At 71.3% G+C, this 14,248-nt stretch carries 16 protein-coding genes; 11 read left to right on the top strand and 5 right to left on the bottom strand.

Going from position 1 to position 14,248, the window contains the following annotated elements:
• Window positions 1-14: 14 nt before the first annotated feature.
• A complete protein-coding gene (gene sepH, locus ACZ63I_RS13015; protein WP_469338137.1) occupies window positions 15-1,061 on the bottom strand; it encodes a septation protein SepH in 1,047 nt (348 codons plus the stop codon).
• Between the two features lie 487 nt (window positions 1,062-1,548).
• On the opposite strand from sepH, the gene ACZ63I_RS13010 reads away from it, so the two are divergent.
• Window positions 1,549-2,382 (top strand): hypothetical protein, encoded by an 834-nt coding sequence (locus ACZ63I_RS13010; RefSeq protein WP_469338136.1) that lies wholly within the window; start codon window positions 1,549-1,551, stop codon window positions 2,380-2,382.
• A 73-nt stretch (window positions 2,383-2,455) separates the two neighbouring features.
• Here ACZ63I_RS13010 and ACZ63I_RS13005 read toward each other — a convergent pair whose 3' ends face one another.
• Both ACZ63I_RS13005 and ACZ63I_RS13000 read right to left on the bottom strand, forming a co-directional pair.
• Window positions 2,456-3,793 (bottom strand): D-arabinono-1,4-lactone oxidase, encoded by a 1,338-nt coding sequence (locus ACZ63I_RS13005; RefSeq protein ID WP_469338134.1) that lies wholly within the window; start codon window positions 3,791-3,793, stop codon window positions 2,456-2,458.
• The gene (locus ACZ63I_RS13000) at window positions 3,735-5,015 is read right to left on the bottom strand and encodes an MFS transporter (protein WP_469338132.1); all 1,281 of its coding nucleotides are present in this window, start codon (window positions 5,013-5,015) and stop codon (window positions 3,735-3,737) included. The genes ACZ63I_RS13005 and ACZ63I_RS13000 overlap by 59 nt, the downstream gene beginning before the upstream one ends.
• A 91-nt stretch (window positions 5,016-5,106) precedes the next feature.
• Here ACZ63I_RS13000 and ACZ63I_RS12995 point away from each other — a divergent pair, with 91 nt between their 5' ends.
• A complete protein-coding gene (locus ACZ63I_RS12995; protein ID WP_469338130.1) occupies window positions 5,107-6,234 on the top strand; it encodes a ferrochelatase in 1,128 nt (375 codons plus the stop codon).
• Between the two features lie 55 nt (window positions 6,235-6,289).
• Window positions 6,290-7,093, top strand: coding sequence for an inositol monophosphatase family protein (locus tag ACZ63I_RS12990; protein WP_469338374.1), 804 nt, complete (start codon window positions 6,290-6,292; stop codon window positions 7,091-7,093).
• A gap of 172 nt (window positions 7,094-7,265) precedes the next feature.
• Here the strand turns inward: ACZ63I_RS12990 and ACZ63I_RS12985 are convergent, their stop codons facing one another.
• Complete coding sequence (locus ACZ63I_RS12985; RefSeq protein WP_198533181.1) at window positions 7,266-7,439, bottom strand: hypothetical protein; 174 nt, start codon at window positions 7,437-7,439, stop codon at window positions 7,266-7,268.
• A 355-nt stretch (window positions 7,440-7,794) separates the two neighbouring features.
• On the opposite strand from ACZ63I_RS12985, the gene ACZ63I_RS12980 reads away from it, so the two are divergent.
• The 4 genes from ACZ63I_RS12980 (at window position 7,795) to ACZ63I_RS12965 (ending at window position 11,318) form a co-directional block, all read left to right on the top strand.
• Window positions 7,795-8,448 carry a response regulator transcription factor gene (locus tag ACZ63I_RS12980; protein WP_041983338.1) on the top strand — a complete coding sequence of 218 codons (654 nt, stop codon included), beginning with the start codon at window positions 7,795-7,797 and terminating at the stop codon, window positions 8,446-8,448.
• Between the two features lie 5 nt (window positions 8,449-8,453).
• Window positions 8,454-9,686 (top strand): sensor histidine kinase, encoded by a 1,233-nt coding sequence (locus tag ACZ63I_RS12975; RefSeq protein WP_469338128.1) that lies wholly within the window; start codon window positions 8,454-8,456, stop codon window positions 9,684-9,686.
• A gap of 404 nt (window positions 9,687-10,090) precedes the next feature.
• Entirely contained in the window at window positions 10,091-10,387 is a 297-nt protein-coding gene (locus tag ACZ63I_RS12970) for a DUF4193 domain-containing protein (RefSeq protein ID WP_030902691.1), read from the top strand.
• 13 nt (window positions 10,388-10,400) lie between these two features.
• A complete protein-coding gene (locus ACZ63I_RS12965) occupies window positions 10,401-11,318 on the top strand; it encodes a hypothetical protein (protein WP_469338126.1) in 918 nt (305 codons plus the stop codon).
• Between the two features lie 84 nt (window positions 11,319-11,402).
• Here the strand turns inward: ACZ63I_RS12965 and ACZ63I_RS12960 are convergent, their stop codons facing one another.
• Window positions 11,403-11,861, bottom strand: a complete 459-nt coding sequence (locus ACZ63I_RS12960) for a DUF3093 domain-containing protein (RefSeq protein WP_469338125.1) — start codon at window positions 11,859-11,861, stop codon at window positions 11,403-11,405.
• Window positions 11,862-11,918: 57 nt separating this feature from the next.
• On the opposite strand from ACZ63I_RS12960, the gene ACZ63I_RS12955 reads away from it, so the two are divergent.
• The 4 genes from ACZ63I_RS12955 to kdpF all read left to right on the top strand — a co-directional run bounded on the left by ACZ63I_RS12955 (window position 11,919) and on the right by kdpF (window position 14,245).
• On the top strand, window positions 11,919-12,539 hold the full coding sequence (locus ACZ63I_RS12955) for a PaaI family thioesterase (protein WP_469338124.1): 621 nt from the start codon (window positions 11,919-11,921) through the stop codon (window positions 12,537-12,539).
• Window positions 12,536-13,051, top strand: a complete 516-nt coding sequence (gene dut / locus ACZ63I_RS12950) for a dUTP diphosphatase (protein ID WP_469338122.1) — start codon at window positions 12,536-12,538, stop codon at window positions 13,049-13,051. Before ACZ63I_RS12955 ends, dut begins: the two co-directional genes overlap by 4 nt.
• A gap of 1 nt (window position 13,052) precedes the next feature.
• Window positions 13,053-13,844 (top strand): DUF3710 domain-containing protein, encoded by a 792-nt coding sequence (locus tag ACZ63I_RS12945; protein ID WP_469338119.1) that lies wholly within the window; start codon window positions 13,053-13,055, stop codon window positions 13,842-13,844.
• 311 nt (window positions 13,845-14,155) lie between these two features.
• Window positions 14,156-14,245 carry a K(+)-transporting ATPase subunit F gene (kdpF, locus tag ACZ63I_RS12940; RefSeq protein WP_469338117.1) on the top strand — a complete coding sequence of 30 codons (90 nt, stop codon included), beginning with the start codon at window positions 14,156-14,158 and terminating at the stop codon, window positions 14,243-14,245.
• The last annotated feature ends 3 nt before the right edge of the window (window positions 14,246-14,248 follow it).

Genomic DNA, 14,248 nt, shown 5'->3' with positions numbered 1-14,248 from the left:
TCGGACGAAGCGCGCTACTCCTGCTTCTTGCGGCGCGTGCCGAAGACGATCTCGTCCCAGCTCGGCACCGCCGCACGCCTGCCGGGCCGGACACCGTCCGCCTCGGCCTGCCGGTCCGTCGTACCGGTGAGCCGGTCGCGGTGACCGGACACCGAGCGCGGCATCAGCACGTCCGCGTACGCGGACCCCGCACCGGCCGAGGCCGCGGGCGCCGGCGGCTCCTCGGCCCCCGGCTCCTGCACGGGCTCGGCGGCGGGCGGCTCGGGCGGCGCGGGCCGCTCCGGTACGACCATGTCGCCCCGGAAGCTCGGCACCGCCTCCAGCAGGCTGGTCAGCGAATCGCGCTCGCTGGTCTCGTCGGGCTCCGCCGGTAGGCCGGGGCGCTCCATGGCCCGGTCGAGAGCGCGGTCGAGCGGCCGGTCGCGCGGCAGCCGGGCGATCCGGGGCACGAACGGGAAGCTCGGCTCCTGGCTCGGGGCCGCCAGCGTGTCGTCGGGATCGCCGATCAGCGCGCGCGCCTCGTCGTCGACGGCCTGGACGAGCCGCCTGGGCGGGTCGTACGTCCAGCTCGCCGAGTGGGGTTCACCGGCGACGCGGTAGACCAGCAGCACCTCCCAGGTGCCGTCGTCCCGCCGCCAGGAGTCCCACTGGACGGTCTCCTTCTCGGCGCCGCGCAGGGTGAGCCGCTCCTGGACCGCCTCACCGAGCTGGGGTCCCGCGTTCTCGCCGGGGCGCCGGACAGCCGTCTTCCTGGCGCGTTCGGCCATGAAGGCGCGCTCGGCCAGCACGGGGCCTTCGAAGCGCCTGACCCGGTCGACGGGGATGCCGGCGAACTGGGCGACCTCTTCGGCCGATGCTCCGGCCCGTATCCGCGCCTGGATGTCACGGGGCCTGAGGTGGCTCTCCACCTCGATCTCGATCTGCCCGAGCCGGGCGCGGTCGTTCCGTACGGCTGCCCGCAGCCGCTCGTCGATCGGCAGCGTGTATTCCGTGCTGTCGGCAGCCTTGAGCACCAGTCGTGTGCCGTCGTTCGAGACGGCCACGACACGCAGTTCGGGCATGGGAACCTCCCGGGTGGTGCCTGCCGACGTCACGTGCGTCGCTGCTTCCGCTAGTCGAGTGTGGCCTGCCCGGGTGCAGCCTGCCACAACCTTGCCGTGTTGCCCGGCGTGTCGGGCAGGGGTCCTGGATCGCCGTTATGGCACGGTTACCTGTTTGCGACGCAGAGTGACGGACCGGTCACTCTGTGCAGCAGGCGTCCGTGCGGCGCAACGGCCCCGCCGGATCGAGTGCCACTTCGGCCCCCTTCCGGAGGTCCCGGACACCCGCGAGGGAGTCCGGCCCCAGGGCTCGCCACAGTACTCCATTCGGGCCATCCGGGTGGGCTGACGCGCCGCCCAAGTTCTCCGTGACCACGGGAGTTGAGCCGTACCTCTGGCCATGGCCCGGTGTTGCGCTTCACACAATCCGCAGAATCGGAACGTTTCACTTCGCCCCATTGTCCCTTCCTGATGCAGGGTGGGGCAGATGGGCAAGCAGGGGCTGGAGATGAATCAGAGGCAGGACGGCGCGGCGACGCCGGGCGCGGGTGACGGGTCGGAGCGCGGGGGGCGGCGGCTCGACCTCAGCCTTCCGCAGGTCGCGGGCAGTGCGGTGGCCGCCATCGCGGCGGCGGTGCTCGCCTCGCAGCTCGGCGTGTACGGCACGATCATCGGCGCGGGCGTGGTCAGCGTGATCGCGACGTGCGGGGCCTCCGTCTTCCAGCATGTGTTCCGGCGTACCGGCGAGCAGATACGCGTGGTGACGGTCCAGGCGAAGCCGAAGGGCCGTCAGGTCCCGGCGCGGGACGCGGGCTCAGGTCCCGTCACCCTCGCCGAGGCGCCGGACGGGGAGTTCGGCGAGACCACCACGCACGGCACCCGGGTGCGGGGCTGGAAGCGCCCGGTCATCGCCGCGGCCGTGGTCTTCCTGGTGGCGATGATCGGTATCACCGGCTTCGAGCTGGCCTCGGGGCAGGACCTCAGCGGCGGCAAGGGCACGACCGTCGGCTCGGTCGTCGGAGGCGGCGGCGGGGGACACGGCGGCGGGCAACCGTCCGAGCCGTCCCACCAGCCCGGCGACACCCAGCAATCACAGGACCCGGGCCAGGACGGCAGCGGCACGCCCGGCGACGGCGGGACCACCCAGGTCACCCCGTCCCCCGGAGACACCCCCAGCAGCGGGGACGGCGGGCAGCAGACCGGTCCTTCGCACAGCCCCGGCACCCCGCAGCCCACGCCCTCCGACAGCGCGCCCACCCCTACGGCACCCGCCCCGACGCCTTCGCAGGGCGAGGGCGGCGCGGCCACCTCGGACACCGGTCCGGGCACCTCGGCTCAGTGAGGTCAGTAGCTCAGTGAGGTCAGTAGCTCAGCGAGGTCAGTAGCTCGGCGAGATCAGCCAGTGCCCGGCGGGATCAGTCGCCGAGCACCCGGCGCAGATAGTCGTTGGCGAACAGCCGGTCCGGGTCGAGCCGGTCGCGCAGCGCCGTGAACTCGGCGAAGCGCGGGTACACCCCCGCCAGATACTCCGCGTCCCGGGTGTGGATCTTCCCCCAGTGCGGCCGGCCCTCGTGCGCCGTCATGATCTGCTCCACCGCGGTGAAGTACGCCTGGTGCGGGGTGCCGCGGTAGAGATGCACGGCGATGTAGACGCTCTCCCGGCCCGAGGCCGTCGACAGCGCGATGTCGTCGGCGGGCGCGGTCCGCACCTCCACCGGAAAACTCACCCGCAGCGGTGAACTCTCGATCATCGCCTTGACTTCGCGCAGCGCGTCGGCCGCAGCGGCGCGCGGCAGCGCGTACTCCATCTCCACGAACCGCACCCGGCGCGGTGAGGTGAAGACCTTGTAAGGAATGTCCGTATACGTACGGGCCGACAGCGCCCGGCTGGAGACCTTCGCGATGGCGGGGATGGTCACCGGCACGGCCCGGCCCAGCGAACACGCGGCCTGGAAGACGCCGTTGGAGAGGAATTCGTCCTCGATCCAGCCGCTGACCCGGCCGGGCGGCGCCGCGGGGCCCGCGCTGCGGTTGTTGCGCTTGGTGTTGCAGTTGCCGGTGTGCGGGAACCAGTAGAACTCGAAGTGCTCGTTCTCGGTCACGTGCTCGTCGAACTCGGCGGTCACCCGGTCGAAGCTCATCGGCTCCTCACGGGCCGTCAGCAGGAAGACCGGCTCCACGGCGAAGGTGATCGCGGTCACCACCCCGAGCGCCCCGAGCCCGATCCGGGCGGCGGCGAAGACCTCCGGGTTCTCGTCGGCGGAGCAGCGCAGCAGCGAGCCGTCGGCGGTGACGAGTTCCAGCGCGCGGATCTGGGCGGCTGTCGACGCCGAGTCGCGGCCGGTGCCGTGCGTCCCGGTGGAGGTCGCCCCCGCGACGGTCTGCTCCATGATGTCGCCCATGTTCGTCAGCGACAGGCCCGCGCGGGCCAGCCCGGCGTTCATCCGCTTCATGGGCGTGCCGGCCTCGACGGTGACGGTCCCCGCCTCGCGGTCGACCGAGCGGATGCCGGTCAGCAGATCGGGCCGTACGAGCACGCCGTCGGTCGCCGCCGCCGCGGTGAACGAGTGGCCCGTGCCGACGGCCTTGACCTTGAGCCCGTCCTCGGCCGCCCCGCGGATGACCGCCGCCAGCTCGTCGACGGACCCGGGGGAGACCGTGCGGGCGGGCCTGGCCGTGACGTTCCCCGCCCAGTTACGCCACGCTCCGCCCCGCGTCGTGGTCGCCGTCCTCGTCGACCGGCTCCAGCTCATCGGCCCCGCTCCCTCGTCGCACAGTTTCCGGCCGTACGGCCGCCGGCACGCGCAGCCGACGGGCCCCCAGGACCGCCACCAGAGCCGCGAGCGCCCCTGCGGCGGCGGGTACCGCGTACCCCGCCTCGGCCCCCGCCGCGTCGACCACCCAGCCGCCGGCCGACGAGCCGAGCGCCACCCCGACCGAGAGCCCGGTACTGGTCCAGGTCATTCCCTCGGTCAGTTCGGTACGCGGTACGTGCGCCGCGACGAGGGCCATCGTGGTGACCATCGTCGGTGCGATCAGGAGCCCCGAGACGAAGAGCGTCACGGCCAGGAACGGCAGGCTCCCGGCCAGTTGGAGAGGGATCATACTCACGGCCATCGCACAGACACCCACCAGCCATCTCCGCGACGCGGATCCGGTGAAGTGCAGCAGCCCGAACACCGCCCCCGCGAGGCAGGAACCGAGCGCGTACACGGCCAGCACGAGGCTCGCCCACGACTTGTGGCCCTGCTCCTCGGCGAAGGCGACCGTCACCACGTCGATCGCGCCGAAGATCGCCCCGGTCGCCAGGAAGGTCGTCACCAGCACCCGCAGCCCGGGGGAGCGCAGCGCCGAACGTCCGGTGTGCTCGTCGCGCGGGCGCGGTACCGGCTCGGTGGCGCGCTGCGCCGTCAGCCACAGGACGCCGGCCGCCAGGAAGCAGGCGGCGAGCAGCGGACCCGCCTCGGGGAACCACGCCGTCGACAGGCCGATGGAGACGATCGGGCCGACGATGAAGCACATCTCGTCGACGGTCGACTCCCACGAGTACGCGGTGTGCAGCTCGCGCGGTGAGTCCCGGTAGATCTCGGCCCAGCGCGCCCGCACCATCGAGCCCACGCTCGGCACGCTGCCCGCGCCCGCCGCGAAGACGAACAGCGTCCACTCCGGCGCCTCCTGCTGGGCGCAGACCAGCAGCCCGGCGACGGCGGCCACGGCGACCAGGGCGGCGGGCCGCAGCACCCGCCGCTGGCCGTGCCGGTCGACCAGCCGGGAGATCTGCGGGCCGAGCGCCGCCGACGACATCGCCAGCGTCGCCGAGAGCGCGCCGGCGAGGCCGTACCTGCCGGTGAGCTGCGAGATCATCGTGACGACGCCGATGCCCATCATGGACAGCGGCATCCTGCCGAGCAGGCCGGCCGCGCTGAATCCCTTGGTGCCGGGAGTGGTGAAGATCGCTTGGTACGGACTGGGCAAGGGAACGCTCCGGTAAGGAATGAACGAGGTTCATACAGGTTACGAGTGCGGCGGTTGTCCGAGCCGCCAGGGCGGATGGCAGGATCGAAACATGCCCGAAGAGCCTGTGACTTCCCCCTACGACGCCCTGCTCCTGCTGTCCTTCGGCGGCCCCGAAGGACCGGACGACGTCGTTCCGTTCCTGCGGAACGTGACCCACGGCCGCGACATCCCCGAGGAGCGGCTCAAAGAGGTCGGGAAGCACTACTTCCTGTTCGGCGGGGTCAGCCCGATCAACGAGCAGAACCGCACCCTGCTGGCCGCGCTGCGCGCCGACCTCGCCGAGCACGGCATCGAGCTGCCGGTCTACTGGGGCAACCGCAACTGGGCGCCGTACCTGACCGACACCCTGCGGGAGATGGTCGCCGACGGCCGGCGCCGGATCGCCGTCCTCGCCACCAGCGCCTACGCCTCCTACTCGGGCTGCCGCCAGTACCGCGAGAACCTCGCCGACGCGCTGGCCACCCTCGCCGACGAGGGGCTTGAGCTGCCGCGCGTCGACAAGCTGCGGCACTACTTCAACCACCCCGGCTTCGTGCGCCCCATGATCGAGGGCGTGCTCGCCTCGCTCGCCGACCTGCCGGAGGACGTACGGGCCGGCGCGCACCTCGCCTTCACCACCCACTCCATCCCGGAGGCGTCGGCCGACACGTCGGGGCCCGCCGCCGCGCACGGCGACGGCGGCGCCTACGTCGCCGAACACCTCGACGTCGCCCGGCTGATCGCCGACACCGTGCGCGAGGAGACCGGCGTCGACCACCCCTGGCAGCTCGTCTACCAGTCCCGCAGCGGCGCCCCGCACATCCCGTGGCTGGAACCCGACATCTGCGACCACCTGGAGAAGCTGCACGGCGAAGGCGTCCCCGCCGTCGTGATGGCCCCCATCGGCTTCGTCTCGGACCACATGGAGGTCCTGTACGACCTGGACACCGAGGCCACGGCCAAGGCCGCCGAACTCGGCCTGCCCGTCCGCCGCTCGGCGACGGTCGGCGCCGACCCGCGCTTCGCCGCCGCCGTACGCGATCTCCTCCTGGAGCGGGCGGCGACCGAGCGGGGCCGCGACCCCGAGCGCTGCGCGCTGGGCGCCCTCGGCGCGAGCCACGACCTCTGCCCGGCCGGCTGCTGCCCGGCCCGCACCCCCAGGCCCGCCGCCGCGGGCGCCGACAGCCCGTACGCCTGAAGGAGCCCCTGTGACCGACGACTCCCGGCCCCGCGATCCCCTGCCCGACGACGCCCTGCCCGACGACGCCCTGAGCGCCGAACTGCTCGCCCTCGCGCTGGAAGCCGCGCGGCGGGCCGGCGCGCTGCTGCGGGACGGCCGCCCCGACGACCTCACCGTCGCCGCCACGAAGTCGAGCCCCATCGACGTCGTCACCGAGATGGACATCGCGGCGGAGAAGCTGATCACGACGTACCTCTCCGAGCACCGCCCGGACGACGGCTTCCTCGGCGAGGAGGGCGCCAGCTCGGCCGGCACCAGCGGCGTCCGCTGGGTGATCGACCCGCTGGACGGCACCGTCAACTATCTCTACGGCCTGCCGACCTGGTCCGTGTCCATCGCCGCCGAACGCGGCGGCGAGACGCTGGTCGGGGTGGTGGAGATCCCGCTGCGCCGGGAGACCTTCCAGGCGGTACGGGGCGGCGGCGCCCTCGTCAACGGCCGGACCGCCACCTGCCGCCCGTCGCCCTCGCTCGACCAGGCACTGGTGTCCACCGGCTTCAACTACGTCACCACCGTCCGCACCCACCAGGCCGCCGTCGCCCAGCGGCTGATCCCGCAGGTGCGGGACATCAGGCGGGGCGGCTCGGCCGCCGTCGACCTCTGCGACGTGGCGGCGGGCCGGCTGGACGGCTACTTCGAGCGCGGGCTCTTCCCCTGGGACCTGGCGGCGGGCGAGCTGATCGCCAGGGAGGCGGGGGCACTGACCGGCGGCCGGCCGGGCGCGCGGCCCGACCGCGATCTGACGGTGGCCGCTTCCCCCGGTGTCTTCGGGCCCCTCCAGACGCTGCTGGAGGAGTACGGCGCCTGGCACGACTGACCCGCGCACGCACCGAACCGTGTACGCACCGACCCGGACGCCCGCACACGGAAGGGCCCCGGCGCCATCCCCTCGGCGCCGCGGCCCTCACCTGTCTGAACTGCCTGCGTGAACCTCGGGGACCCGCGCGTACCGGCGCGGGCCGAACGTATGGATCAGGACGTGTACGGGGTCAGACGCTCGGCGCGCCGACCTCGACACCGTGTTCCGCGGCGAGGCGCCGCAGATCCTCCAGCTCTTCCTGCTCGACGTCCGCGAGGAAGTCGTCGCCCGTCTCACGGGCTCGTGTGAGGTCTGTCTGCGTGGCCCTTATACGCTGCAGCAGCCCTGCGGTGAATGCGTCCATTGCGCCCCCTCGTCGTGGGTCAGTGGCACGGGGGTGTGCCGACGTCATCGGTTCAGTGGCACGGGGGTGTGCCGACGGCGGTTCGATTTCGCGCCCATCTGTCTCTGGGGGACAGATCGGGCTATGACATGCCACGTACAGGGCGCGATCTCAGGTGTGAACTCGTCATCCCCAGCCCTGGCCAGGCAGAAACCTCAACTTCTCGAATAATCCTGTCTATTCCCGGTTGTGCCTGGTCGTCCGGCATCGTCTTACCGCCGGTTTATGGCCGTACCGGGCAGGATGGAGCAGCACAAGCCGTGGACGCGGCCTGGTACGGCCCGGTACAGAGGGCTTCGAGGAAGGAAACAACGACGTGCGCGTACTCGTCGTCGAGGACGAGCAACTGCTCGCCGATGCGGTGGCCACCGGACTGCGCCGGGAGGCCATGGCCGTCGACGTCGTGTACGACGGCTCGGCCGCCCTGGAGCGGATCGGCGTCAACGACTACGACGTGGTGGTGCTCGACCGCGACCTTCCGCTGGTCCACGGTGACGACGTGTGCCGCAGGATCGTCGAGCTGGGGCTGCCCACCCGGGTGCTGATGCTCACCGCCTCCGGCGATGTCAGCGACCGGGTCGAGGGCCTTGAGCTGGGCGCCGACGACTACCTCCCCAAGCCCTTCGCCTTCACCGAGCTGACCGCCCGGGTACGCGCGCTCGGCCGCCGTACGACCGTGCCCCTGCCGCCCGTGCTCGAACGGTCCGGGATCAAGCTCGACCCCAACCGCCGCGAGGTCTTCAGGGACGGCAAGGAGATCCAGCTCGCGCCGAAGGAGTTCGCCGTGCTGGACGTCCTGATGCGCAGCGAGGGCACGGTGGTCTCGGCCGAGCAGCTCCTGGAGAAGGCCTGGGACGAGAACACCGACCCGTTCACCAATGTCGTGCGGGTCACGGTGATGACGCTGCGCCGCAAGCTCGGTGAGCCCCCGGTGATCGTGACCGTGCCCGGCTCCGGTTACCGGATCTGATGCCGATGGCCGCCACCCCGGCGCCGCCCGCGACGCCACCGAAACCGACCTGGGACCCCAGACGCCAGGAGCAGTTGCTCCCCTGGGTCCGCCCGACCATCCGGATACGGCTGACGCTGCTCTACGGCGGCATGTTCCTGATCGCCGGCATCCTGCTGCTGTCGATCATCTACATGCTGGCGGCGCAGGCGCTGCACGTGGGCAGCGAGCTGCCGTTCAAGATCGTCTCGGGCAGGGTCAGCAGCCAGGTCTGCAACTTCCCCGCCAACGCCGATCCGGACACGTTCAACTCGCTGATGAACAGTTGCGTCAACCACCAGCGCCAGCAGGCGCTGGAGGACCTGCTGACCCGCTCGCTCTTCGCCCTGGTCGGGCTCAGCATCATCGCCTTCGCCTTCGGCTACGCGATGGCGGGCCGGGTGCTCTCGCCGCTCGGCCGGATCACCCGTACCGCCCGCCGGGTGGTCGGCTCCGACCTGGCGCGCCGGATCGAGCTGGACGGCCCCGACGACGAGCTGAAGGAGCTGGCCGACACCTTCGACGAGATGCTGGAGCGGCTGGAGCGCGCCTTCACCGCGCAGCAGCGGTTCGTCGCCAACGCCTCGCACGAGCTGCGCACGCCGCTGGCGATCAACCGCACGCTGCTGGAGGTCCATCTCTCCGACCCGGGTGCGCCGGCCGAACTCCAGCAGCTCGGCAAGACCCTGCTGGCCACCAACGAGCGCAGCGAGCAACTGGTCGAGGGGCTGCTGCTGCTCGCCCGCAGCGACAACCAGCTCGTCGACCGGAAACCGGTGGATCTGGCCGAGGTCGCCACCCGGGCCGTGGACCAGGCGCTCGCCGAGGCCGAGCAGAAGGGGGTGGAGATCCGCACCGCCTGTGTGCCGGCCGTGGTGCAGGGCAACGGCGTGCTGCTGGAGCGGATCGCGCTGAACCTCGTACAGAACGCCGTCCGTTACAACATCGCGGAGGGCGGCTGGGTGGAGGTCGGCACGGAGCTGCAGCAGGGTCAGGCGATCCTGCTGGTCTCGAACACGGGTCCCGTCGTTCCCGCGTACGAGATCGACAATCTTTTCGAGCCGTTCCGGCGGCTGCGCACCGAGCGCACCGGCAGTGACAAGGGGGTGGGTCTCGGCCTGTCGATCGCGCGCTCCGTCGCCAGGGCGCACGGCGGCCGTATCATCGCGGAACCCCGGGAGGGCGGCGGGCTCGTGATGCGCGTCACGCTGCCCGTCTGAAGCCGGGCGGGATGATGACGGACCTGGGCCACCTTTGTTCGCTTTGCGCGGAATTTTCTGGACACTTTCCTGTTGTGTCCATGTGTGATCGATCGCACGGTCGATTTCACGCCTATCTACGCTCCGTGATCAAGCCACCGCCGGAAAGCCAGTAAAGTCCGGGTTTCCAGAGGTCAGGATTACGGGAAGTACACGGGGTGGCGCCCGTGAAGTACGACATTCGGACCGTGTACGGTCCCCTTCGCCACCTGAAGCCGATCACTCGTGAGGGGTGCGGTTGGGTGTCGATTGAGTAACAGACCTTGATGTGAGGCAAAATCTCCGCCTCAGGTCGGGCACAAGTCCGGCCTCTCACGCGTTACGTGCGCTGGAGACACCACAGAAACCCAGAGGGGGAGAGCGACATGGCAACGGACTACGACACCCCACGCAAGACCGATGACGACGTCGATCAGGACAGCCTTGAGGAACTGAAGGCCCGTCGGAACGACAAGTCGACGTCAGCGGTTGACGTCGACGAGTTCGAGCAGGCGGAAGGCCTTGAGCTGCCCGGCGCGGATCTCTCCAACGAGGAGCTGTCCGTCCGGGTGCTGCCCAGGCAGGCCGACGAGTTCACCTGCATGAGCTGCTTCCTGGTGCATCACCGGTCCCAGTTGTCGAGGGAAAAGAACGGTCAGCCGATCTGCCGCGACTGCGACTGAGGTCGAGGCAGCCGTGGCAGACGACTCACCGTCCAGGAAACGACGCTTCCGGCGTAACAGTGCACCGGAGGCGTACCAGGGCGGCACAGGCCCCGCAGAAGGCACTGAGCCCGCTGCTGAGCACGCCGCTCTCCTGCACAGTCCCGGCGCACGTGACGACGAGCGGGGCCTGCCGGCCTCGCTCGGAGCAGACCAGGCCGACCACGACGACCCCCGGACCAAGGGTCGTCGCCTGGGTGCCGTCAAACGGGGAGTACGGAAAGGCGGCGTGAGCGCCAAAGCCGGGCTCGGCTTCGTCGCCGACCGGATCATCGACATCGCCCCGCGCGTACCCGTGCGCGATCTGGCGACCCTGCGCGGGCAGTTCCCCGGCCTCGGGCCCGAGGAGCTGGCCGACAAACTGGTCGCGGGCGCGGCCAACAGCACCTCGACCGTGGGCGCCGGCATCGGCGCGGCCGCGATGCTGCCCGTACCGCCGGCCATGCCGGCCGAGCTGGCCGCCGAGATCACGGCGGTCGCCGCGATCGAGCTGAAGCTGATCGCCGAGCTGCACGAGGTCTACGGACAGCGGCCGCCCGGCAATCTGCGCGAGCGCGGCACGGCCTATCTGACGTCCTGGACCGAGGAGCGCGGGGTCGACGTCACCAAGCCCGCCGCCTCCATCAACTCGGCCCTCAGCAACCGGATGAAGCGCGAACTGCGCCAGCAGATCATGAAGCGCACCGTCCGCAGCCTGCCGAACCTGGTCCCGTTCATGATCGGGGCCGCCGTCGGCGCCATGATGAACCGCCGCGACACCAAGCACGTCGCCGAGCGCATCCGCGACGACCTGCGGACCAGGCAGGTCGCCTGGGAGGCACTGCCCGCCCTGCCCCCGCTGGAGCAGCCCAAGGAGCTGCCGCCCGAGTTCCCCAAGGAGCTGGGGAGGTAACGGGGCCGGCTCGCGGCAGCCGGGCCGGCTCGTACGTACGTAAGTCAGCTCGTACGCAGTCAAGTCAGCTCGCGCGTACGGAAGTCAGCTCGCGCGTACCGCTTCGAGCGCCGAGGCGAGCGCCTGCGGGTCGCGGGTCGACAGATACAGGTACGGCGTCGGGTCGGCCGGGTCGACCACCGGCACCCGCAGCGCCGTGGGGATGTAGCTGCGCAGCAGCATGAACGCGCGCGGGTCGGCCTTGTGCAGCCGCCAGGCCCGCGCCTCCTCGCCGTCCAGCACCTCGGCCTCGCCGAGCGCCGAGACCGGGATCCTGGCGTCGCCCGCGACCAGCGAATCGGCCACCACCCGGATCCGCGCCGACCCGTACGAGCTGACGCCGCCCGCCGCCAGCGCACCTGCGCCGACCAGTCCGCCGAGCATCGGCAGCGGCCCCAGCGGCAGCAGGATCAGCGCGCCCGCCACCCCCACCAGGGCGGCGATGCCCCACCAGGCGGCCGGTGCGGTCAGACGTTCGTCGTAGCGTGCGGCGGGAAGCTCCATGGGCCAAGCTTGGCACGGTGCGCCCGGCGGGCCGCCGCGCGGGTAAGGTCTGCGCCTGTGAGTAACGCGCCATCACCGGGAACACCCGCGGGAACCCCCGGGGGTTCCACGGCCCTGACACCTCCGGCCGACGCCAAGGCGCCGGTGCGGCATCCCGATGCCCCGGCTCCCGGAGAGCTGCTCGGCTCGCACTACCAGCACTGCTTCGGCTGCGGCGAGCAGCAGCCGCACGGACTGCACCTCCAGGCGCGGGCCGGCGAAGGCGTCAGCCTCACCGCCGAGTTCACCGTCGGCGCCGCCCACCAGGGCGCGCCGGGGCTCGCCCACGGCGGGATTCTGGCCACCGCGCTCGACGAGACGCTGGGCGCCCTCGGCTGGCTGCTGCGGGTGGTGGCGGTGACCGGGAAGCTGCAGACCGAGTATCTGCGGCCGGTGCCGGTCGGCACGGTGCTCTTCCTGGCGGCCGAGGCCACCGCCGTGCACGGCCGGAAGATCTACTCCACGGCCACCGGCCGGATCGGCGGCCCCGACGGGCGGGTGGCCGTCCGCGCCGACGCGCTGTTCGTCGAGGTCAAGGTCGATCACTTCGTCTCACACGGCCGCCAGGAGGAGATCCGGGCAGCCATGGACGACCCCGACCAGATCAAGCGCGCACGTGCCTTCGAGGTGAACCCATGAGCCGTCCCCCTGTCGACGTACTGATCCGCAGGACCGATCCGCGGGTGCCGCTCCCCGCGTACGGGCACCCCGGCGACGCCGGGGCCGATCTGGTCACCACCGAGGCCGCCGAGCTGGCGCCCGGTGAGCGTGCCGTGCTGCCGACGGGCGTGTCGATCGCGCTGCCGGACGGCTACGCGGCCTTCGTGCACCCGCGTTCCGGGCTCGCCGCCCGGTGCGGTGTCGCCCTCGTGAATGCCCCGGGGACGGTGGATGCCGGGTACCGTGGAGAGATCAAGGTGATCGTGGTGAATCTGGACCCGCGCGAGAGCGTGCGGTTCGAACGGTTCGACCGGATTGCCCAACTCGTCGTCCAGCAGGTCGAGAAGGTGCGCTTCCACGAGGTGGCGGAGCTTCCCGGTTCCGCGCGGGCCGAGGGGGGCTTCGGGTCCACCGGCGGCCATGCCGCAGTGGACGGCGCACAGGGTGGGAATCGATACGCTTCGGTCGTATCCGACCGGGAAGGACAGTGACGTGTTCGGACGTCGCAAGAAGAGTGGTTCCGCAGAGGACGCGACGGACGCCGCGGGCGAGGCAGGGCAGGACGTCGAGACGTCCGACGCCGCCGCCGCCGACGCCAGGGCTTCCGACGCCGAGCCCGCGAGCCGCCGGGTGAACCTTCCTCCGGCCCCGCGGCCCGACGGTCCCTGGGACATCTCCGAGGTCAGCAAGGCCGACGACGGCCGCGTCGACCTCGGCGGCATCTTCGTGCCCGGAGTCGAAGGCATGGAGCTGCGGGTCGAGGTCGCGGGCGACGCGATCGTGGCCGCCACGGTCGTGGTGCGCGACAGCGCCGTACAGCTCCAGGCGTTCGCGGCGCCCAAGAAGGAAGGCATCTGGGGCGAGGTCCGCGAGGAGATCGCCACCGGCATCACCCAGCAGGGCGGCATCATCGACGAGGTCGAGGGCCCGCTGGGCTGGGAGCTGCGCGCGCAGGTCCCCGTACAGCTCCCCGACGGCACCGGCGGTGTCCAGTTGGTGCGCTTCATCGGCGTCGACGGCCCCCGCTGGTTCCTGCGCGGGGTGATCTCCGGGCAGGGCGCCGTGCAGCCCGAGGCCGCGGGACTGCTGGAGAGCGTCTTCCAGGACACCGTGGTGGTACGGGGCGAAGGACCGATGGCGCCCCGCGACCCGATCGTCCTCAAGCTCCCCAACGACGCGCAGATGGTGCCCGAGGGCGTCCAGCAGGACGAGCAGGAGGGCTCCCGGTTCTCCGGCGGCATGGGCTCGCTCCAGCGCGGCCCCGAGATCACCGAAGTGCGCTGACAAGGAGCCCGTCGAACGACGGGCCGAACAGAGTTGAGAGCAGTGGGTCGTACCCCGTTACCCGGGGTGCGACCCACTAGCGTTTCCGCTGGTCACGGCCGCTGACATATGGAGTGCGTCAAGCCGGCGCCCGTGGCCGTATGGGACACGTCAACGAGAGCGGGATCGGGCGGACGAGGAGGTTTCCTCAAGAAGTCAGAATTCCGCCTCATCTCAGCTAGGAGCAGACCGATGGCCGACGTGGCCTTCGTCCTCACCACGATCGCGGTGTTCGCGCTGGTGGCTCTCATCGCCAAGGGGGTGGCGAAACTGTGAGCGTCGAGACCGTCGTCGGCCTCGTCGTCGCCGTCGCCCTTCTGGTGTACCTCGTCCTCGCCCTCGTCCTTCCTGAGAGGTTCTGAGTG

The organism is Streptomyces sp. NPDC087906 (genome assembly GCF_055584925.1).
Note: the sequence above shows the minus strand (reverse complement) of the source record. Positions and strands in the feature narration are given on the sequence as shown.